Source organism: Bacillus cereus group sp. MYBK95-2 (genome assembly GCF_051915225.1).
GTDB classification, from domain to species: domain Bacteria; phylum Bacillota; class Bacilli; order Bacillales; family Bacillaceae_G; genus Bacillus_A; species Bacillus_A cereus.
This window is the reverse complement of sequence record NZ_JBQAEH010000001.1, coordinates 154,375-174,487: the sequence shown is the minus strand read 5'-3', so window position 1 is coordinate 174,487 and position 20,113 is coordinate 154,375. Positions and strand designations below refer to the sequence as shown.

Genomic DNA, 20,113 nt, shown 5'->3' with positions numbered 1-20,113 from the left:
ATAAATAAGGTAATTATCTTCTTTTTGTTATTTTTAATGTAAATCACGATATACGCCAATTACTTTCCCGATAACTGACACTTGTTTTAAAATGATAGGTTCTAATGAAGAGTTTTCTGGTTGTAGACGGAAATGGTCTTTTTCTTTATAGAAACGTTTAACTGTTGCTTCGTTATCCTCTGTTAAAGCGACTACAATTTCACCATTATATGCAGACTGCTGTTGGCGAACAACAACTAAATCTCCATCGAAAATACCAGCTTCAATCATACTATCTCCAGAAATACGTAACATGAACACTTGGTCTGCTCCAGCAACAATACTAGCTGGAAGTGGGAAATGTTCTTCTACGCTTTCGACCGCTGTAATTGGTAAACCAGCAGTGACTTTTCCGACAATTGGAACTTGAATAACAGATTGTGTTTCCGTATCCATTCGGTCTTCACCTAAAATTTCAATGGCACGTGGTTTTGTTGGATCGCGTCGAATGTATCCTTTTTCTTCTAATCGTGATAAATGTCCGTGCACTGTAGAACTAGAAGCGAGGCCGACTGCTTGACCAATTTCACGTACGGAAGGTGGATATCCTTTTTCTTGTACTTTTAGCTTAATAAAGTCGAGAATGTCTTGCTGGCGTTTCGTTAACTTTTCCATGTTTTCTAACACCTCGTTTTCTTTCATTTTTCTTATTAATAAGTATAACATGTGAAAAAACATTCTACAAACATAAGTTCGAACAAATGGCGGATTTATGTTACACTATAGGGAAATAATAGGGAGAAAGAGGGGTTCAAAATGAATGCAATTATTTATGCACGTGTGAGTACAACGAAAGAAGCGCAAGAAACATCATTATTACGTCAAAAAGATGAATTATTGCATTTAGCTGAGCGCTATCAAATGAATGTTACTAAGGTGATTGAAGAGCAGGCTAGTGGATATACAATTGAACGTGACGGTATATTAGAGGTGTTGGATACAATTCGAGACGAACAAATTGATGTGTTACTTATACAAGATGAAACGCGTCTTGGTAGAGGAAATGCGAAGATCGCGTTAATGCATTGTTTACATAAAGAAGGCATAAAAGTATATACGCATACACATAATGGTGAATTACAATTGTCGGATTCTGATTCAATGGTATTAGATATTATTGGTATTGTTGAAGAATATCAAAGAAAGATTCATAATTTGAAAATTAAACGAGGTATGCAACGTGCAGTAGAAAAAGGTTATCGTCCAGAAAAAAATTTAAAAAATCGTCATTTAAGTGTAGGAAGAGAGAAAAAAGAAGTGCCGATTGAGGAAATTGTACGTTTGCGAAAAAGTGAACTCACGTTTGAAGAAATTGCAGCAACATTACGTGGATTTGGTCATAATGTTTCAAAGGCGACTGTACATCGTAGATATGTAGAGTATACGAAGCAATTGCTTGATAAAGAAGAGTAACTATTGTATGATAATAATCAGTTTTGATTAGAAGGGGGATTCGAGATGATTAATCACGAACTCGTTGAACGCATTAACTTCTTAGCGAAAAAAGCAAAAGCTGAAGGTTTAACTGAAGAAGAGCAACGTGAGCGTCAATCGCTACGTGAACAATATTTAAAAGGATTTCGTCAAAATATGTTAAACGAACTTAAAGGTATTAAAGTTGTTAACGAAGAAGGTACAGATGTTACACCGACGAAATTAAAAGCTTTAAAAAAGCAAGATAATGCAAAATTAAATTAAAAGATGGGCGAAGCCCATCTTTTTTATATGTAAAAATCGTTATTTAATAACTTTCCAGTTGTTATTAACTGTTGCTTCTATCGTTTTATGTTCCAATATATAATTAGCGATAAGTTCAGACATATCTGTGGGTATATCTTTTACTACCGGTTTGTTTTGAAACATAAAGAAATTTCCCCCGCCACTTGCACGATAATTATTCATTACAACGTCATATTCTTCATTCATATTAAGAGGAGCACTGTTATACTGTAAAGATTCTACTCTTTCACCAATTGGTTTTGAAATGTTTAATACGTATGAAATCCCTTCCCACATATCATAATTATAATGTTGTGGCTTTGGTTCTATGTAGGTAGGACTTACGGTGATGGATCCATCTGTTTTTAATGTGAAATAAGAAGCAGAGAGTTCAAGAGCATTTTTTATATCCGCTCCAGTTATTCTAATTACTTTTAATGTGTTTGGATAAATATAATTAGAAACGATGTCACGCATTGTTACATGTTCCGGGAAACCTGGAGATGTATTATGGAACAAACTTGTACAAGAAATTGATACATTAGCTATATCCATCTGTATTTTATTTATGAATTCGATAAAAGGATGATCATGCAAACGAGTTTGCATAGCATCTGAAATTTGCATATCCCCCTGAATGATTCCAATAGGTTGATCAAGCCACTTTTGTGTTTTCTCTTCGTAATCGGCTACCAATGAAAGTACATCTTGGTCAGCCTCAACTCCTTGTACAGATAATAATTCAGAAGAACTCTCTTTTTTAACCCATTTATGTTTTGTTTTTTCGAATGTTATTTTTACTTTTCCAACTGAGTTTCCATTACATCCGGTCTGTAAAATTGTTACACCGTTAGCCATTGTGTGAGCAATTTCCCGGTGTTGGTGGCCTGTTAATAAAATATCTATGTCGTCAATTTCATGGCACATTGCATATCCTTGGTTTTCTCCTGTTAAAACTTCAGTCGGTACCCCGGTTTGTAAATCTCGTTCAACTCCCCCGTGATACGCTACGACTAGTAAATCTGGTTTCTCATGTTTGCGAATGTAAGAAACCCACTTTTTCGTTGTTTCTAATGCATCTTCAAATTGTAAGTCTTTAATGTGATGGGGTTGTTCCCAATTGGTAATGTAGTGCGTTGTCACCCCTAAAATAGCAATTTTTATATTGGATTCAATCTGTTTGATTATATAAGGTTTTCCGAAATAAGGTTTCTTTATGTTTTTATCTAAAATGTTTGCTGATAGGTACGGGAAGTTCGCAGTAGTCACAGCGTTATTTAATATACCCATCCCGTAATTAAACTCATGATTGCCGATAATTGCAGCGTCATACTGTAAGTAATTTGCTAATAAGGACATTGGGTTTTTTTTGTTTTTTTCGTATGTAACATAATGATAAGTAAATGGTGTTCCTTGAATAAAGTCGCCATTATCAATTAAAAGAACGTTTGTATTTTGGGAACGTTCTTTTTTTATAAGAGTAGAAATTTTAGCTAAACCAAGTTCTGCTGGGGAGTTATCTTGGTAGTGAATAGGATAAACAGTGCCATGTATATCGCTTGTTAATAAGATGTTTAAAGTTACAGTTTGATTTTGTTCCAATATGACTCACCTTTTCTATTGTTATCTTCCAATTCATCATATCAAATATGTGAAGAGAATTTTAATGTGAGTGTATAGAATGTGTAAAGATTCTGTAAATAATCAATTATTTGTAAAAATATGTGATATATTTCTTCATGTTTATGAAAGGTTATTTTATAACAATGAAAAATGGAGGCATTAATATGTTGAAAAAAGTTTTTGCAATGAGCACAACAGTTGTACTAGCAGCGGGATTATTAAGTGGCTGTGGAACGAAGGAATCAAGTGCAAGTAAAAATGAAGATACGAAAAAAGGGTATGTACCGAAGACTTTAAATGTTCAATTTGTTCCTTCTCAAAATGCAGATACGTTAGAGGCGAAGGCAAAACCGCTTGAGAAGCTATTAAGTGATAAGTTAAATATTCCAGTAAAAGTTAGTATTTCAACGAACTACAATACAATTGTAGAAGCGATGGCATCTAAACAAGTAGATGTAGGATTTTTACCGCCAACAGCGTACGTATTAGCACATGAAAAGAAGGCTGCAAATGTAATTTTACAAGCACAACGTTTTGGAGTAGAGGATGAAACAGGAGCTCCTACAAAAGATTTAGTAGATTATTATAAATCTGAGTTTGTTGTTAAAAAAGACTCTAATATAAATAGTGTAAAAGATTTAAAAGGTAAAAAGATTGGTTATCAAGACGTAACATCATCAGCAGGGTATGTATGGCCTGCAGCTGTTCTATTAAAAGAGGGAATTGATCCGTTAAAAGATGTGAAACCTGTTACATTAAAAGGTCACGATCAGTCGCTTATTGCTCTTTTAAATGGTGACGTAGATGCAGCTGTTGTATTCCAAGATGCTCGTAATATTGTAAAAAAAGATTATCCGAATATATTCGAGCAAACGAAAATAGTGAAATTTACGGAGAAAATTCCAAACGATACGATTTCGGTACGTTCTGATTTAGATGAAGAGTGGAGCAAGAAATTACAGGATGCTTTCATTGAAATTGGAAAAAATGAGGAAGGTCACAAAATCATTAAAGAAGTATATTCACATGAAGGATATGTTAAATCTGATGATAGTAAATTTGACATCGTTCGTGAATATGGGAAGAAAGTAAAAACGCAATAATACATATGGAAATGGCAGCTAGCTGAAAGGGAATGTTTTCAGTTAGTTTGCCGTTTTGAATACATAGAAGGTAGGTAAGATGTGTGATAGAATTTCGAAATGTCTCCAAAGTGTATCCAAATGGTACAAAAGGATTGAATAATATAAACTTGAAAATTCAAAAAGGTGAGTTTGTTGTAATGGTAGGGCTGTCCGGAGCTGGAAAGTCTACACTTCTAAAATCGGTAAATCGTCTTCATGAGATTACAGAAGGCGAAATCATGATTGAATGTGAGTCTATTACTGCTGCAAAAGGAAAAGATTTACGACGTATGCGCCGGGATATTGGTATGATCTTTCAAAGTTTTAACCTTGTAAAGCGATCAACAGTATTGAAGAATGTATTAGCTGGCCGTGTTGGATATCATTCGACATTGCGTACAACGTTAGGTTTGTTTCCGAAAGAGGATGTGGAGCTCGCATTTCAAGCGTTAAAAAGAGTGAATATTTTAGAAAAAGCATATGCACGTGCTGATGAATTATCAGGAGGACAACAACAACGTGTATCGATAGCTAGAGCATTGGCGCAAGAAGCAAAAATCATATTGGCAGATGAACCTGTTGCGTCGTTAGATCCGCTAACAACAAAGCAAGTATTAGATGATTTAAAGAAAATTAATGAAGATTTTGGAATTACAACAATTGTAAACTTACATTCTATTGCTTTAGCTAGGCAATATGCGACGCGTATTATTGGATTACATGCAGGCGAAATTGTTTTTGATGGTTTAGTAGAAGCAGCAACGGATGAAAAGTTTGCTGAAATTTATGGTGACGTAGCACAGAAAAGTGAATTGTTAGAGGTGGCAGCTAAATGAATGATGTGACGATATATTCGAAGTCGATACCGAAGCCGCCGAGTAAGTTAAAACATATGTTAACGTTTATTCTATTCATTTTACTGTTGTGGGGAAGTAGTATACAGGTCGACGCATCATTTTCAAAGCTAGTAGTTGGTTTTCCTAATATAATGGATTTGTTAAAAGAAATGGTGCCGCCAGATTGGAGTTATTTTCAAGTTATTACAACAGCAATGTTAGATACAATACGTATGGCGATTATTGGGACGACTTTAGGAGCGATTTTAGCTATTCCACTTGCACTGTTTGCGGCAAGTAATGTGTTTACTAGTACATTTTTATACAGTCCAGCTCGATTGATTTTAAATTTTATTCGAACGATACCAGATTTATTATTAGCGGCAATTTTCGTAGCTATTTTTGGAATAGGACCACTTCCGGGTATTTTAGCTCTTACTTTTTTCTCAATTGGGCTCGTGGCGAAATTGTTGTATGAATCAATTGAATCAATTGACCCTGGCCCACTAGAAGCGATGACAGCTGTAGGGGCTAATAAGGTGCAATGGATTGTTTATGGAGTCATTCCACAAGTAAAAGCACACTTTGTTTCCTATGTACTATATACATTTGAGGTGAATGTACGGGCAGCGGCTGTCCTAGGTTTAGTAGGAGCAGGTGGTATTGGACTATATTATGATCGTACACTTGGATTTTTACAATATCAACAAACTGCATCTATTATCATCTATACTCTTGTTGTTGTATTGGTAATTGATTATGTAAGTACATTGTTGCGGGAGAAATTATAATGAGTAAAACGACGATAATCGTACCAAAACCGAAGAAACCGAGTGTGTATCGCTCGTTTATTTTTATAGCACTTACATTTGTTTATATATGGGCTTTTTCAGGAGTACCGCTAGAGGGAATAAAGGAAACGGCGGGAGAAATTACAAAAGCAATTATGACAGGGATATTGACTCCAGACTGGTCGTATGTATCTTTGCCAGATGGTGAAGATTTATTACATGGATTAATTGATACGTTGGCAATTGCGATATTAGGTACATTTATTTCTGCATTTTTATCTGTTCCGTTTGCTTTTTGGGCGGCAACGAATATGAGTAGTGGAAAATTAACTTCAGGATTTGGGAAATTTGTACTTAGTTTTGTTCGTACGTTTCCTGAATTAGTTATGGCTCTTTTATTTATAAAAGCTGTTGGTCCAGGCTCTTTTGCAGGAGTATTAGCCTTAGGATTGCATTCTATTGGAATGTTAGGAAAACTATATTCAGAAGGAATTGAAAACATAGATAAAGGACCGACGGAAGCATTACTAGCAACAGGAGCAAATCGTTTTCAAATACTTTGGTATGCGGTGTTACCGCAAGTGTTACCAGATTTTCTATCGTATACGTTATACAGATTTGAAATTAATGTACGATCCGCTGCGATTTTAGGAGTTATCGGAGCAGGAGGGATTGGTACACCTTTAATTTTTGCGCTGAGTTCACGGAATTGGTCTCGTGTTGGTATTATTTTATTAGGTATTATTTTAATGGTAATTATAATTGATTTGATTTCAAGCTCGATTCGGAAACGGATTGTTTAACTTATTTGAAAAGCATCGAAGTTAGATGCTTTTTTATGTTTTTAAAAACTTATTTAAAAAAGTAAGTATAGAAGAAATTTGTATAAATATACAGATAATTCCCTTTCTTTTTAAAATAAAAATAATGAAAAAGTATGTCATATTGAATGCCCATACATTCCCGGAAACATTGATTTTTTTATAAAAAATCAAAAAAATATCAACATATTTGTCGATACATGTTGTATAATCTTGCGTGGGAAGCTATCATATAAATGTATAAAACGTTTACTAATATAAGCGAAGGGAAGAATAGCATGTCACATTCAATCGAACAACTTTCTATCAACACGATTCGCACATTATCCATCGATGCGATTGAAAAAGCAAACTCTGGTCACCCAGGAATGCCAATGGGTGCAGCACCAATGGCTTATACATTATGGACTCAATTTATGAAACACAATCCAAATAACCCAACGTGGTTTAACCGTGATCGTTTCGTATTATCTGCAGGTCATGGTTCAATGTTATTATACAGCCTACTTCACCTATCTGGTTATGATGTAACAATGGATGACTTAAAGAACTTCCGTCAATGGGGAAGCAAAACTCCAGGACATCCTGAGTATGGTCATACAGCTGGTGTAGATGCAACGACTGGTCCACTTGGACAAGGTATTGCAACTGCTGTAGGTATGGCAATGGCTGAAAGACATTTAGCTGCTAAATATAACCGTGATGCGTATAATGTAGTAGATCATTATACATATGCTATTTGTGGTGATGGAGATTTAATGGAGGGCGTTTCTGCTGAAGCATCTTCATTAGCTGCTCATTTACAATTAGGTCGTCTTGTTGTGCTTTACGATTCAAACGATATTTCATTAGATGGCGATTTAAATCGTTCATTCTCTGAAAGTGTAGAAGATCGTTACAAAGCATACGGATGGCAAGTAATCCGTGTTGAGGATGGAAACGATATTGAAGCAATCGCGAAAGCAATTGAAGAAGCGAAAGCTGACGAAAAACGCCCAACGCTAATTGAAGTAAGAACGACAATTGGTTTCGGTTCTCCAAACAAATCAGGAAAATCAGCTTCACATGGTTCTCCACTTGGTGTAGAAGAAACAAAATTAACGAAAGAAGCATATGCTTGGACTGCTGAGCAAGACTTCCACGTAGCAGAAGAAGTATATGACAACTTCCGTAAAACAGTACAAGATGTTGGTGAAACTGCGCAAGCTGAGTGGAACACGATGCTAGGTGAATATGCACAAGCATACCCAGAATTAGCAAACGAATTCCAAGCAGCAATGAACGGTCAACTTCCAGAAGGTTGGGAGCAAAACTTACCAACTTATGAATTAGGATCAAAAGCAGCAACTCGTAATTCTTCTGGTGCTGTAATTAATGCAATTGCAGAGTCTGTACCATCATTCTTCGGTGGATCTGCTGACCTTGCTGGTTCTAACAAAACATACATGAATAACGAAAAAGACTTTACAAGAGATGATTACAGCGGTAAAAACATTTGGTACGGTGTACGTGAGTTCGCAATGGGTGCAGCAATGAACGGTATTGCACTACATGGTGGTTTAAAAACTTACGGTGGTACGTTCTTCGTATTCTCTGATTACTTACGTCCAGCAATTCGCCTTGCAGCATTAATGCAATTGCCAGTAACGTATGTATTCACACATGACAGTATCGCTGTTGGTGAAGATGGTCCAACACATGAACCAATCGAGCAATTAGCAGCGCTTCGTGCAATGCCAAACGTTTCTGTTATCCGTCCTGCTGATGGTAACGAATCTGTTGCAGCTTGGAGACTAGCTTTAGAATCTACAAACAAACCAACTGCTTTAGTATTAACTCGTCAAGACCTTCCAACATTAGAAGGTGCAAAAGATGATACGTATGAAAAAGTAGCAAAAGGTGCATATGTAGTTTCTGCAAGCAAGAAAGAAACGGCTGACGTAATCTTACTTGCAACTGGATCTGAAGTAAGCCTAGCTGTTGAAGCTCAAAAAGCATTAGCAGTAGACGGCGTTGACGCAGCTGTTGTCAGCATGCCATCTATGGATCGCTTCGAAGCTCAAACTGCAGAGTACAAAGAATCTGTATTACCAAAAGCAGTAACAAAACGTTTCGCAATCGAAATGGGTGCTACATTCGGATGGCACCGTTACGTAGGTCTTGAAGGAGATGTGTTAGGTATCGATACATTCGGTGCTTCTGCTCCTGGTGAGAAGATTATGGAAGAGTATGGATTTACTGTAGAGAACGTTGTTCGTAAAGTAAAAGAAATGCTTTAATGATTTCAGAAAAATCTCTCCGGCATGGAGAGGTTTTTCTATGTAAATGAGTTTTTTCGACAGAAAAAGTTTTTTATCTCTCCGCAGTCAGACAATCATTGCAAATTTTCTTATATATAATGAAGAGAAAAGGTTGTCCAGATTGGGAGTGGAAAAATGAAAACGTATGAATTGTATTTAATTCAAGAGGATATTGCGAAAGCTTATTTTGGTCGTGAATATTTGTTTTTTGATTTATTTGCTCGATTTTCAGAATCTGGGTCCCTTTCGGAGAAAAAAGTGTTATATAAGCAAATGATGTATATAACGATGCCATTGCAAGTAATGAAAATTCATCATAAATTAGAACAAGCTTTGCGCGTTCTTGGTAAATATGATAGAACACATCATACACATACAATTTATACGGGAGCGGAGTACGGCGAAATAATGGTGAAACCGCACTATATTCGTATGAATACCTCTGGAAATGTCTCAATGGAAACGACGTTCTTTGAGGTGTTAAGAAAGTGTGAATTAACATTTTTAGCTATGGATTATGAAAATACAAAGTACGGATGGCTGAATCCTCTAAAACAAGTACGAACATATGTGTAAAAAATGTCGAATTGTATCTTGTCTTATTGAAAAGGTTTTAGTACACTGTAAGGTAGACAACATGAAGGAGGAAAATATATGCCAATTTGGTTAGGTATTCTAGTGGGCGTAGTAGCACTAGTAGCAGGCGTGGCGTTAGGATTTTTCATTGCCCGCAAATACATGATGAATTACTTACAAAAAAATCCACCAATTAACGAACAAATGTTAAAAATGATGATGATGCAAATGGGACAAAAACCTTCCCAAAAGAAAATCAATCAAATGATGAGCGCAATGAACAAGCAACAAATGAAATAAGCGCTAAAAGACACTCGCTAAGAGTGTCTTTCTTTTTGTTAGTTATAGTTTTTAAAACTTTTAAAAATTCTGTATCTTTGGTAAACTGAAAACATCGCTCATTTTAAGGGAGGAGGAAAAAAATGAAAGTGTTTATGAATTTAGCGTGGTTTTTTAAACAAGAAAAACGAGCGTACATAACTGGAATTATTTTATTGTTTGGCGTTGCACTTTTAGAACTTGTAGCACCAAAAGTAATTGGAATCGTTGTAGATGAAATTAATGATGGAACATTGACGACCGATAAGTTACTAAAATGGGTTGTACTATTAGTAATTGTAGGTATTACGATGTACATATTACGTTACATATGGCGTATTATGATTTTCGGGTCTTCATTAAAATTAGCTCGCCAATTACGAAAAAATTTGTATGAACATTTTACAAAGATGAGTCCATCTTTCTATCAGTCAAATCGGACAGGTGATTTAATGGCACATGCGACCAATGATATTCAAGCGATCCAGCAAACTGCTGGAGCAGGTGTTTTGACGCTTGTTGACTCATTAGCTGTCGGAGGATGTGTACTCGTAGCGATGGGTTTTACAATTAGTTGGAAGTTAACATTATTAAGTTTAATTCCAATGCCGATTGTAGCTATTTCGACAAATTATTATGGAACTTTATTACATAAAAGGTTTCATAAAGCACAGCAATCGTTTTCGGAAATCAATGATAAAGTGCAAGAGAGTATGAGTGGAATGAAAGTGATTCGCTCGCTTGGACAAGAGAAAGAAGATTTACAGGCGTTTCGAAGAAAATCAGAAGATGTTGTACATAAAAATGTGTTAGTTGCACGTATTGATTCGTTATTTGATCCGACAATCTCTCTTATCGTTGGATTTTCTTTTTTAATCGCAGTATGTTACGGATCGGTATTAGTTGTAAGAGGTGAATTAACAGTAGGTGATCTCGTTACATTTACGACATATTTAGGTACCCTCGTTTGGCCAATGTTAGCGTTTGGATGGTTATTCAATATTATGGAGCGTGGGCGTGCTTCATATGACCGTGTAGAAAAAATTCTTTCACAAAAATCAGATGTAGTAAATAGCGAAAATGCTGTACATACAATAGCGAGCGGTAATGTTTCGTTTGCCGTTGATTCATTTTCGTATAAGAAAAATGAATTGTTACATTTAAACGATATTCACTTTGATTTGAAGAAGGGCGAAACGCTAGGAGTTGTAGGACGTACAGGCGCAGGGAAAACGACTTTATTAAAATGTTTAATCCGTGAGTATGATCATTTTAATGGTGAATTAAAAATTGGAGAGCGAGATATTCGAGATATAACACTTCATGGTGTCCGTTCTGCCATTTCATACGTGCCGCAAGATCATTTTTTATTTTCAGCAAGTATTGGCGAGAATATTGCCTTTGGAAAGGCGGATGCTACATATAATGAAATTACCCAAGCAGCAGAGATTGCTTGTATTCATAATGACATTCTCCAATTTTCAGAAGGATATGAAACAGTAGTAGGGGAAAGAGGTGTTTCGTTATCTGGTGGTCAAAAACAGCGAATCTCTATTGCTCGTGCTTTATTAACAAATGCTGAAATTTTAATTTTGGATGATTGTTTATCAGCGGTAGATGCAAAAACAGAAGAGACGATTTTAAGTGCCTTAAAGAGGGAGAGAGCAGGGAAAACGACGATTATTACTGCACACCGATTAAGTGCAATTCAGCATGCCAATCTTATTCTTGTTGTTGATGAAGGTAGAATTGTACAAAGAGGTACACATGAGGAATTAATGAAGGAAAACGGCTGGTATAAGGAAATGTATGAAAGCCAGCAATTAGAAGCTTTAGTCGAGAAAGGAGGCGTATGATGGTAGAGAAGAAGCGAAGTGATTTAAGTAGATTGCTTTCCTATATGAAGCCATATAAAGGGTTACTATCTTTAGCATTTATCTTTTTAGTTGGTGCGACAGTAACGGAAATGATGGGTCCTTTTTTAATTAAACAATTCCTCGATGAACACCTAGTACCGCGGGATTTTGAACGATCAGCGCTCGTTACTTTATTTGTAATTTACATAGTTGCTCATTTATTAAAAGTACTATTTACGTATTTAAATCTATTGTACTTTCAGAACATTGCTTTTAAGATTGTTCAAGATATGCGAGTTGAAGTATATGAACATGTTCAAAAGCTGTCATTAAGTTTCTTTGATCGTACGCCGATTGGTACACTTGTATCGCGTATAACAAATGATACGGAAGCGATTAAAGATTTTTATGTCAGTGTATTATCAACATTTGTAAAAAATGTAGTCTTTTTAGTAGGTATTTTAGTAGCGATGTTTTTATTAGATGTAAAATTAGCGCTATTTTCTCTCGTATTAATTCCGATAATGTTTGCGATTATGGTATTATATCGCCGGAAAAGTGCAGCTTTTTATTTAGAAGTACGTAATCAACTAAGCGTGTTAAATGCAAAGTTGAACGAGTCCATACAAGGAATGAATATTGTTCAAGTGTTCAGACAAGAAAAACGTATGAGAAAAGAGTTTGAAGAAGTGAATAATAAACATTATAGTGCAGGGCGACGTACTTTGAAGTTAGACGCATTACTTTTACGACCAGCTACGGATTTAGTACATATTGTAGCTATTGCGTTAGTACTAGGTTTATTTGGGATTGATGCTTTAAAGAGCCCTGTTGAAGTAGGAGTTTTATATGCTTTTGTTAACTATATACATCGTTTCTTCCAACCTGTAAATGAGATGATGATGAAATTGTCCTTCTTCCAACAGGCACTTGTTTCGTCATCACGTGTATTTCATTTAATGGACGAGAAAGATTTAGCACCGGTTCAAAAAGGTAATGAGAATCCTCAAATCGTGGATGGAGATATTGAATTTAAAAATGTTACTTTTTCATATGATGGAAAGCGTGACGTTTTAAAAAATGTATCATTTCACGTGAAACAAGGGCAAACGGTTGCTTTTGTTGGGCATACTGGTAGCGGAAAAAGTACGATTATGAATTTGTTAATGCGATTTTATAATATTAAGTCAGGAAATATTGTAATAGACGGTGTAGATTTAGAAAAATTTGAAGAACGAGAAATTAGAAAGAAAATAGGACTCGTATTGCAAGATGCATTTTTATTTGCTGGAAATGTAAAGCAAAATATTCGTATGTATAATGAAGAAATTACGGATGAAGAAGTAAAAGAAGCTGCTCGATTTGTGCAAGCGAATACGTTTATTGAAAAGTTACCAAAACAGTATGAAACAGAAGTAGTAGAAAGAGGTGCAGCATTTTCAAGCGGTCAACGACAATTAATTGCTTTTGCTAGAACGATAGCAACGAATCCGAAAGTATTAGTATTAGATGAAGCAACAGCTAATATCGATACAGAAACAGAAGAGGCTATTCAAACAGCGTTGCAACAAATGCGAAAAGGTAGAACGACGATAGCCATTGCGCATAGGTTATCTACAATTCAAGATGCGGATCAAATTTTTGTGATGCATGATGGAGAGATAGTAGAGAGAGGGACACATCAAGAATTATTAAGTGAGCAAGGTTTGTATTATAATATGTATTTGCTACAAAATAAAGTGAGTTTGCAAAAGGCCTTGTAATACAAGGTCTTTTTTATTTTGTATAAAAAATATGTTTACTCTTTGTTTCTATAGCATAAATGTCGTGTCCTCTTATGAAACTTGTACATATTGTATGTATACGAAGTAAAAAAATGATAGGAGATTTTATATGCAAAACAGATCAAGTTCAAATGTTACGTTTATTGATGTGTCTCATTGGGAAGGGAATATTGATTGGAATGCAGTGAAGGCATCTGGAATTCCAGCAGCGTATGCAAAAGCGACAGAAGGTGTAAACTACATTGATCCTACTTTTACTAAGAATGTACAAGCAGCACGAAATGCGAATGTATTAATTGGTGCATACCATTTTGCGCGCCCAGAACAAAATGATGCAATTTCAGAGGCAAAATATTTTGTGAGTATATTACAAAATAACCAGACAGACTTAATGCCAGTTCTGGATTTAGAATCACCAACAGATCCGAGTAACAGTAATTTAACTGGTAACGCTATATCGAATTGGGCAAGAAGCTTCATAAATTATGTGAAACAGGCTACTGGAAAAGATGTAATGTTATATACAGGAGTTTGGTATATTAATGAGTTCGGAATTAGCGGATTAAGTGATATACCGCTTTGGATTGCTAAATACTCGAGTACACCGCCTGCTGATGCTGGTGGATGGACAACGTGGACAGCGTGGCAGTACACAGATTCTGGACAAATTTCAGGCGTAGGAAATTGTGATGTATCAGCTGCAGTTTCATTAGAAGCTTTAAAAGGGAATGGAGCAAGTGGTGGAGGTAATGTTTCCCCGCCTAATAATGCAACTCCAGTGTACGGGGTTGCTATAATTAATGGAGATAATGTGAATTTGAGAAGTGGACCATCTTTGCAGTCTAGTGTAATTCGCCAATTGAATCGTGGCGAAACATATGAAGTTTGGGGAGAACAAGATGGATGGCTTTGTTTAGGGACAAATCAGTGGGTATATAATGATCCGAGTTATATTCAGTATAAACATTATGTGGCGACTATTACTGGTGATAATGTAAATTTGCGTGATGCTCCATCATTAAATGGAAATGTTATAAGACAGTTACATCATGGTGAATCGTATCGAGTATGGAGTAAGCAAGATGGATGGCTTTGCTTAGGGACAAATCAATGGATATACTACGATCCAAGTTATATTCAGTATGGTGTACAATAGAGTGAAAATAAAAGGTGCCCCGTCAGAGGTGCCTTTTATTAAAAATATACAACTTTTACAAAGTCTATATCGAAACCATAGTATACTATAATAGATATATTTATAAAAAATAATCGATAATGAAATAAAGGGGTAAAAATATGAATTATGTGCTAATAGGTACGGTTTTAATATTATTAGCTGTAGTATTTGTGCTGTTTTATAAAAATAAACAGTTAGAATCAGAGAGTCAGCAAGTAGAATTTGAAAAGAAACAAGCGATTGAAACGTATAAAAATGAAATTGCAGCTACGGTGATAGAGCATAAAGAACAACAAAATAATTTAAAAAATATGGAACAGAAAAAATACAATGATTTACAAGTAAGTGCAAATAGAGAAATTGAAAATATGCGTATGATGAAAAATCAATTAGCTGTGCAGCATAGTAAAGAACGTAGTGAAATGCAAAATAAACATAATAACGAAATACATATGTTTCAAAAACTAATTGCAAATCTACGAGAATATACTAAAAACGGCGCTGAAATGAATACGTACGAAACATTACATTATATGAAACGAGGATTCATAGAGCAAGGCACCATATTAGATGCTGAAATTCAAATCATGCCGAATGTTTTTATTAAAAATAATAGTGAAATAAACGATAATCGAATCCATCATCTCATCTTGTGCAAAACTGGTATTTATCTACTTGAGACGAAAGAATGGGAAGAGAAATTAATTCATGGTTTAACGAAAGAAAATGCTGGTATATATTCATTTATGATTGATGAAATGGGTAAGTATCAACAAGAAGTTGAAAAAGAAGAGACATTTGAATATATAGTAGGTAAAGATTCGTCAACTATACAAGTGAAAAATGAAGGGAATCCAGTATATAGGGCGAAGAAACTATCTCAAATTTTATACAGTGGTTTGAAAGAAATGCAGGCTAATAGTATAAAAGAAAAAGTAAAACCAGTTGTATATTTTTATAATAAAAATGGAAAAGAAATAGTAGACCTTTCTAGTGAGGAAACACCTAGATTAAAAGATCGGGAGCAAATTGTAACGTTCTTTAGAAATGAAATATTAGCAGGGGAAGTAGTATATACAGTGCAAGAATTAGAACAGATTCAAGAAATGATTAGCCGGATGAATTATATAGTGAGTTAAAAGGGGAGATCTTTCTGAACGCTATGCTACGTGGCATTTTGTATGTCTCTTTTTGTTTATATATAGTAATGTACATTGTATTTATATTCGTCATTGATATGGTCCATATACCCTTAAGTGTAAGGAGCATTTTTGTAGTATTCATACCATTTGTTTTATTAGTCATGATTCAAAGGGCTATTTTATATGTTTCTAAAAATCGTAATGAAGAAAAGAAGCAAATGTTGGGGGGGTTAATAGTAGCACTCATACCATTAATAGTGTGCACTGTACAACTAAGTGTAAATGAATATACATCAAAGTTTAATCAAAATAGATGGTTAAATCATGCAGATAAGCGGGTACATATGGTAGATGATCTATTACAAAAATATAAATTAAAAGGGAAATCAAATGAAGAAATTACACAATTGTTAGGAGCCCCAACGGAAACGAGAAGTGGGGGAGAAGGAGTTATCACTTTGTATTATCTTGGGACTGAACGTGGCTTTATCCCAATAGATAGCGAACAGCTTATTTTACAATTTGATAGAGATGGTAAAGTCATGGAATATACGGTGCATAAAGATTAAAGAAACGTGGAGGGAAGCTATATGTTATAGCTTCTTTTTTATTTTTCAATATGTCAAGGAAGGGGGAGAAGGTTTTTGAGTGGAATAAGGAATGAAAGCGGAGGTGATGCATATATATAGATGCATTGGGCGATTATTCGCCCGATTGGTGAGGGTTAATAATCAATAAGTACGGACAAAAACCCCACTGATGAAAGTTTCACTTTATCATATTGTATAAATGAAAAGGAGGTAAGACGGTGAAAGCAATCCCGACTGATGTCCTGAGTAAAGAATTGATGGAAAGAGAAGGAGTTATATCTATTACAGTAAAGGAATTTGAAAAAATAGAAGTAGCTGGAGTAGTAGTAGCTGGTCCAGCGGTTATTTTGATTAATCAAGATTAAGTACATATCATTGAAATAAAAAGCATCCATCTAGGATGCTTTTTATTTGTATGTAAGGATAAATATGATGGATAATTGTATTACTGGAGGGAAAGTCTGTGGCAATTATTATAACAATGTTAGTAATGGGTATTTTATTAGGATTTGTTGGAGCTGGAGGAGCTGGGTTTATTATCGCGATACTCACTTTAGTATTTCATATTCCTATTCATGTTGCTCTTGCAACATCTTTAACTGCAATGGCGTTTACGACATTATCAGGTGTTGTCAGTCATTACCGTGAAGGTAATGTAGCACTTATTATAGGCGGGATTGTTGGGGGATTTGGCGCAATTGGCTCTTATATTGGTTCTAAATTTGGTTCACTTATACCAGCACATCTTCTTCATTGGTTTACAGCTGGGATGTTATTTTTATCGGCAATTTTTATGTTTATTAAATTAATTATGTTCCAAAACAAAGAACAGTCATCTTTATATAAGCATAAAGAGTTTTCCATGAACTACTTGTTGAAATGTATATGCCTTGGATTAGTTACTGGAATGATGGCTGGTTCATTTGGGATTGGTTCTGCACCGTTTATTCAGCTTGGATTAATGGTTCTATTGGGATTAACGATTCAGCAATCTGTAGGGACAACAATGCTTGTTATATTACCGATTGCAATTGGAGGCGGTCTAGGATATAGTTCGGAAGGATATTTAGATTATATATTGTTATTGCAAGTATTAATTGGGACCATGTTAGGGGCATATATTGGCGCGAAGTTTACAAATTATGCACCCCGAATGCTTTTGAGGTTTTCGATGATTATGACACCGGTTTTAGCTGGATGTATGCTATTGATGGAGTAAGGTGAAATTATAATAAGTAGGGGGTTACTGCTTACAAATAGCGGGATAAAATTAATATAGCAAACTATTAATATATTTTACGAATGAATTATGTAGGTAATTCATATTTCCCATATAAAAGGATTTGTTTTAATATTATGAGTGTAAAGTTCGAGTATTCGAAGTACTACTTGAATTATATCCCTATCCCTTTTCTAAAAATGCGAACAAGTTTTGCCCTATTCTATTCAATAGTTAATTGCATAGAAATATATTGTTCGATGACCATTATGGAACGTACATAATGGGAAAATCCCGATCCTTAAAGAGGATGCCCCTAATCTTCATGTGAAAATATGATCGGATAAGAAAGCTGACCAATTTATGGTCGGCTTTCTTTTTGTTCAAAAACAATTTTTTCTTTAATTTCTGTTTGTAATAATACAGTTTTTCCGAAGCGACGTTTGCATTCCGCACGCACTTTTTCAATGGCTAGTAGCTGAGTAGTCGCGGGAACTGTGACAATAGCTTGGCGAGCCTTTCGATTTTCTTCACAAAAGACACATTCCACAACATAATTAGAAATCATATTTTCATCCTTCCAGTTTTAATTTCTAAAAAAGGATTGTCTATGAAGTTGATGTAATTTTTCGTCATTGTTTTATTATTTTCCTCTTTTTTCAAGGGGAAAATAAAAAAGAGGGCGAATTTTAGTAGGGGAGGGATGTTTATGGAGAGATGGATAGGTAGTGCAGCGGTATGTGTAAATGAAAGAAATGAAGTTTTAATGGTACTGCAGGGCAAAGAGGGAGAAGAAAAAAGATGGTCTGTCCCAAGTGGAGGACTTGAAAAGGGAGAGACACTAGAAGAATGTTGTATCAGGGAAGTTTGGGAAGAAACAGGTTACAATGTGGAAGTGGTAAATAAAATATATGAAAAAGAGGGTATTACATACGGTGTTCCAGTGTATGTCCATTATTATTTTGTTAAACAAATAGGCGGTAATATGAAAATCCAAGATCCTGATGAGTTAATACATGAAATTGCTTGGAAAGGGATACATGAAATTGAACAATTGTGTTTAGCTTTTCCAGAGGATTATGAATTGCTGTGCCAATATATAGATAAAGAAGCAAGTATGTAAATACTTGCTTCTTTAATGTATCCAAGACAAGAAAAGCGGAACGATAACTAAACTAGCGCCTGCTGTTAAAAGCATGGATAAACTTGCAATTGTTCCTTCCACAGGACCGATTTCGAATGCTTTTGATGTACCGGTTCCATTTGCGCTCGTTCCTAACATAATACCTTTTGCGATTGCTGTTTTAATGCGGCAAATGCGTATGAGAGAAGGACCGAGCAATGCTCCTGTTAAGGCAGTTAAAACGACAAATACAGCAGTTAATTGTGACATACCACCAATCATTTCTGAAATAGCCATTGCGATTGGTGTTGTTACGATATGTGGCGCTAAACTATGTTCTAGTGATGAATCAATTTGAAAATAATTTGCTAGTAGTGCTGAAGTAATGACTGATAAAAACGAACCGACAATGACATTAAGTAAGATAGCCATTCCATGTTTCTTTAATAAATCAAAATATTTATAGATTGGCCATGCAAAAGCAACTGTTGCGGGCTTTAATAATTCAGTTAACCAGTGACCACCAGATTCATATGTTTCATAAGGTGTATCTAATCCGAGCAATAAAGCAATTAAAATAATGGGACAGACGAGAAGAGGAGAAAGTAGACTCCAATTCCAACGTTGATACATTTTTTTTGATATCCAATATGTGAATAGTGTTAATAGTAAACAAAGAAATCCGATCATTGCGTTGATCCTTTCCGCTTTAGTAGCAATTCTGTTAAAAGTCCTGTAACTAAGGTAACGCAAAGAGTGCTAATCATAATAATTAAAATGAGATCGATTCCATATTGTGTTAGTGTATCTCTGTAACGTATGACAGCGACTGCAGAAGGGATGAAAAATAAAATAAGTTCTTTTAATAAAAAATCTGCTCCGTCCTGTATCCATTCTTTTTTAACTAGGTTAAATTTTAACGAAATTAATAATAAAAAAATACCGATTATACTTCCTGGAACTGGGAGGTGTGCCTGTTTTGCAATCCATTCACCTGTCCAAGCGAAACAAAATAGTAATAAAATTTGTCCGCTTAACTTCCACCATTTCATACAGTAACCACCTCTTTCTTTTT

The 20,113-nt window shown here is 35.2% G+C and carries 22 protein-coding genes; 17 read left to right on the top strand and 5 right to left on the bottom strand.

Annotation, left to right across the window (positions count from 1 at the left end; genetic code table 11):
- Positions 1-33: 33 nt before the first annotated feature.
- A complete protein-coding gene (gene lexA / locus ACTFN4_RS00845; protein ID WP_000413738.1) occupies positions 34-654 on the bottom strand; it encodes a transcriptional repressor LexA in 621 nt (206 codons plus the stop codon).
- Positions 655-795: 141 nt separating this feature from the next.
- Between lexA and ACTFN4_RS00840 the strand changes: the two genes are divergently transcribed.
- Together ACTFN4_RS00840 and ACTFN4_RS00835 are read left to right on the top strand one after the other, a co-directional pair.
- Positions 796-1,452: a YneB family resolvase-like protein gene (locus ACTFN4_RS00840; protein ID WP_000991469.1), complete on the top strand. Its 657-nt coding sequence runs from the start codon at positions 796-798 to the stop codon at positions 1,450-1,452.
- 45 nt (positions 1,453-1,497) lie between these two features.
- Positions 1,498-1,737: a DUF896 domain-containing protein gene (locus ACTFN4_RS00835; RefSeq protein WP_000607015.1), complete on the top strand. Its 240-nt coding sequence runs from the start codon at positions 1,498-1,500 to the stop codon at positions 1,735-1,737.
- A 39-nt stretch (positions 1,738-1,776) separates the two neighbouring features.
- Here the strand turns inward: ACTFN4_RS00835 and ACTFN4_RS00830 are convergent, their stop codons facing one another.
- Complete coding sequence (locus ACTFN4_RS00830) at positions 1,777-3,360, bottom strand: bifunctional metallophosphatase/5'-nucleotidase (protein ID WP_086401140.1); 1,584 nt, start codon at positions 3,358-3,360, stop codon at positions 1,777-1,779.
- Positions 3,361-3,545: 185 nt separating this feature from the next.
- Here ACTFN4_RS00830 and ACTFN4_RS00825 point away from each other — a divergent pair, with 185 nt between their 5' ends.
- The 14 genes from ACTFN4_RS00825 to ACTFN4_RS00760 all read left to right on the top strand — a co-directional run bounded on the left by ACTFN4_RS00825 (position 3,546) and on the right by ACTFN4_RS00760 (position 17,915).
- Entirely contained in the window at positions 3,546-4,484 is a 939-nt protein-coding gene (locus ACTFN4_RS00825; protein WP_000915065.1) for a phosphate/phosphite/phosphonate ABC transporter substrate-binding protein, read from the top strand.
- An 83-nt stretch (positions 4,485-4,567) separates the two neighbouring features.
- Positions 4,568-5,341, top strand: a complete 774-nt coding sequence (gene phnC / locus ACTFN4_RS00820) for a phosphonate ABC transporter ATP-binding protein (RefSeq protein ID WP_000569244.1) — start codon at positions 4,568-4,570, stop codon at positions 5,339-5,341.
- Positions 5,338-6,132, top strand: a complete 795-nt coding sequence (gene phnE, locus ACTFN4_RS00815; RefSeq protein WP_001000763.1) for a phosphonate ABC transporter, permease protein PhnE — start codon at positions 5,338-5,340, stop codon at positions 6,130-6,132. Before phnC ends, phnE (ACTFN4_RS00815) begins: the two co-directional genes overlap by 4 nt.
- The gene (phnE, locus tag ACTFN4_RS00810; RefSeq protein ID WP_000047897.1) at positions 6,132-6,935 is read left to right on the top strand and encodes a phosphonate ABC transporter, permease protein PhnE; all 804 of its coding nucleotides are present in this window, start codon (positions 6,132-6,134) and stop codon (positions 6,933-6,935) included. Before phnE (ACTFN4_RS00815) ends, phnE (ACTFN4_RS00810) begins: the two co-directional genes overlap by 1 nt.
- 296 nt (positions 6,936-7,231) lie before the next feature.
- The gene (gene tkt / locus ACTFN4_RS00805; RefSeq protein ID WP_000019766.1) at positions 7,232-9,232 is read left to right on the top strand and encodes a transketolase; all 2,001 of its coding nucleotides are present in this window, start codon (positions 7,232-7,234) and stop codon (positions 9,230-9,232) included.
- 156 nt (positions 9,233-9,388) lie between these two features.
- The gene (gene sirA / locus ACTFN4_RS00800) at positions 9,389-9,829 is read left to right on the top strand and encodes a sporulation inhibitor of replication protein SirA (protein ID WP_000860636.1); all 441 of its coding nucleotides are present in this window, start codon (positions 9,389-9,391) and stop codon (positions 9,827-9,829) included.
- A gap of 78 nt (positions 9,830-9,907) precedes the next feature.
- A complete protein-coding gene (locus tag ACTFN4_RS00795; RefSeq protein WP_001123317.1) occupies positions 9,908-10,129 on the top strand; it encodes a YneF family protein in 222 nt (73 codons plus the stop codon).
- 122 nt (positions 10,130-10,251) lie between these two features.
- A complete protein-coding gene (locus ACTFN4_RS00790) occupies positions 10,252-12,003 on the top strand; it encodes an ABC transporter ATP-binding protein (protein WP_000862455.1) in 1,752 nt (583 codons plus the stop codon).
- Entirely contained in the window at positions 12,003-13,766 is a 1,764-nt protein-coding gene (locus ACTFN4_RS00785; protein ID WP_000229520.1) for an ABC transporter ATP-binding protein, read from the top strand. The genes ACTFN4_RS00790 and ACTFN4_RS00785 overlap by 1 nt, the downstream gene beginning before the upstream one ends.
- A 130-nt stretch (positions 13,767-13,896) precedes the next feature.
- Positions 13,897-14,943, top strand: a complete 1,047-nt coding sequence (locus tag ACTFN4_RS00780; RefSeq protein WP_001181398.1) for a GH25 family lysozyme — start codon at positions 13,897-13,899, stop codon at positions 14,941-14,943.
- 140 nt (positions 14,944-15,083) lie between these two features.
- Complete coding sequence (locus ACTFN4_RS00775) at positions 15,084-16,103, top strand: NERD domain-containing protein (RefSeq protein WP_001110284.1); 1,020 nt, start codon at positions 15,084-15,086, stop codon at positions 16,101-16,103.
- Between the two features lie 23 nt (positions 16,104-16,126).
- Complete coding sequence (locus tag ACTFN4_RS00770; protein WP_017673069.1) at positions 16,127-16,675, top strand: hypothetical protein; 549 nt, start codon at positions 16,127-16,129, stop codon at positions 16,673-16,675.
- A 239-nt stretch (positions 16,676-16,914) separates the two neighbouring features.
- Positions 16,915-17,061, top strand: a complete 147-nt coding sequence (locus tag ACTFN4_RS00765) for a BC1881 family protein (RefSeq protein WP_000644411.1) — start codon at positions 16,915-16,917, stop codon at positions 17,059-17,061.
- Positions 17,062-17,159: 98 nt separating this feature from the next.
- Complete coding sequence (locus ACTFN4_RS00760; protein ID WP_000974659.1) at positions 17,160-17,915, top strand: sulfite exporter TauE/SafE family protein; 756 nt, start codon at positions 17,160-17,162, stop codon at positions 17,913-17,915.
- A gap of 361 nt (positions 17,916-18,276) precedes the next feature.
- Here ACTFN4_RS00760 and ACTFN4_RS00755 read toward each other — a convergent pair whose 3' ends face one another.
- Positions 18,277-18,483, bottom strand: a complete 207-nt coding sequence (locus tag ACTFN4_RS00755; protein WP_000625222.1) for a DUF3903 domain-containing protein — start codon at positions 18,481-18,483, stop codon at positions 18,277-18,279.
- 141 nt (positions 18,484-18,624) lie between these two features.
- Between ACTFN4_RS00755 and ACTFN4_RS00750 the strand changes: the two genes are divergently transcribed.
- Positions 18,625-19,038 (top strand): NUDIX hydrolase, encoded by a 414-nt coding sequence (locus tag ACTFN4_RS00750; RefSeq protein WP_000442981.1) that lies wholly within the window; start codon positions 18,625-18,627, stop codon positions 19,036-19,038.
- Between the two features lie 12 nt (positions 19,039-19,050).
- Here the strand turns inward: ACTFN4_RS00750 and ACTFN4_RS00745 are convergent, their stop codons facing one another.
- Both ACTFN4_RS00745 and ACTFN4_RS00740 read right to left on the bottom strand, forming a co-directional pair.
- Positions 19,051-19,728: an LrgB family protein gene (locus ACTFN4_RS00745; RefSeq protein ID WP_000578954.1), complete on the bottom strand. Its 678-nt coding sequence runs from the start codon at positions 19,726-19,728 to the stop codon at positions 19,051-19,053.
- Complete coding sequence (locus ACTFN4_RS00740) at positions 19,725-20,090, bottom strand: CidA/LrgA family holin-like protein (protein ID WP_000872365.1); 366 nt, start codon at positions 20,088-20,090, stop codon at positions 19,725-19,727. The genes ACTFN4_RS00745 and ACTFN4_RS00740 overlap by 4 nt, the downstream gene beginning before the upstream one ends.
- Positions 20,091-20,113: the final 23 nt, after the last annotated feature.

Coding starts and splice junctions, on each gene's coding strand:
- ACTFN4_RS00775 (WP_001110284.1), top strand. CDS start 15,084: ATGAATTATGTGCTAATAGGTACGGTTTTAATATTATTAGCTGTAGTA.
- ACTFN4_RS00840 (WP_000991469.1), top strand. CDS start 796: ATGAATGCAATTATTTATGCACGTGTGAGTACAACGAAAGAAGCGCAA.
- ACTFN4_RS00795 (WP_001123317.1), top strand. CDS start 9,908: ATGCCAATTTGGTTAGGTATTCTAGTGGGCGTAGTAGCACTAGTAGCA.
- ACTFN4_RS00780 (WP_001181398.1), top strand. CDS start 13,897: ATGCAAAACAGATCAAGTTCAAATGTTACGTTTATTGATGTGTCTCAT.
- tkt (WP_000019766.1), top strand. CDS start 7,232: ATGTCACATTCAATCGAACAACTTTCTATCAACACGATTCGCACATTA.
- lexA (WP_000413738.1), bottom strand. CDS start 654: ATGGAAAAGTTAACGAAACGCCAGCAAGACATTCTCGACTTTATTAAG.
- phnE (WP_001000763.1), top strand. CDS start 5,338: ATGAATGATGTGACGATATATTCGAAGTCGATACCGAAGCCGCCGAGT.
- ACTFN4_RS00755 (WP_000625222.1), bottom strand. CDS start 18,483: ATGATTTCTAATTATGTTGTGGAATGTGTCTTTTGTGAAGAAAATCGA.
- ACTFN4_RS00835 (WP_000607015.1), top strand. CDS start 1,498: ATGATTAATCACGAACTCGTTGAACGCATTAACTTCTTAGCGAAAAAA.
- sirA (WP_000860636.1), top strand. CDS start 9,389: ATGAAAACGTATGAATTGTATTTAATTCAAGAGGATATTGCGAAAGCT.
- ACTFN4_RS00790 (WP_000862455.1), top strand. CDS start 10,252: ATGAAAGTGTTTATGAATTTAGCGTGGTTTTTTAAACAAGAAAAACGA.
- ACTFN4_RS00740 (WP_000872365.1), bottom strand. CDS start 20,090: ATGAAATGGTGGAAGTTAAGCGGACAAATTTTATTACTATTTTGTTTC.
- phnE (WP_000047897.1), top strand. CDS start 6,132: ATGAGTAAAACGACGATAATCGTACCAAAACCGAAGAAACCGAGTGTG.
- ACTFN4_RS00750 (WP_000442981.1), top strand. CDS start 18,625: ATGGAGAGATGGATAGGTAGTGCAGCGGTATGTGTAAATGAAAGAAAT.
- ACTFN4_RS00785 (WP_000229520.1), top strand. CDS start 12,003: ATGGTAGAGAAGAAGCGAAGTGATTTAAGTAGATTGCTTTCCTATATG.
- ACTFN4_RS00770 (WP_017673069.1), top strand. CDS start 16,127: ATGCTACGTGGCATTTTGTATGTCTCTTTTTGTTTATATATAGTAATG.
- ACTFN4_RS00745 (WP_000578954.1), bottom strand. CDS start 19,728: ATGATCGGATTTCTTTGTTTACTATTAACACTATTCACATATTGGATA.
- ACTFN4_RS00825 (WP_000915065.1), top strand. CDS start 3,546: ATGTTGAAAAAAGTTTTTGCAATGAGCACAACAGTTGTACTAGCAGCG.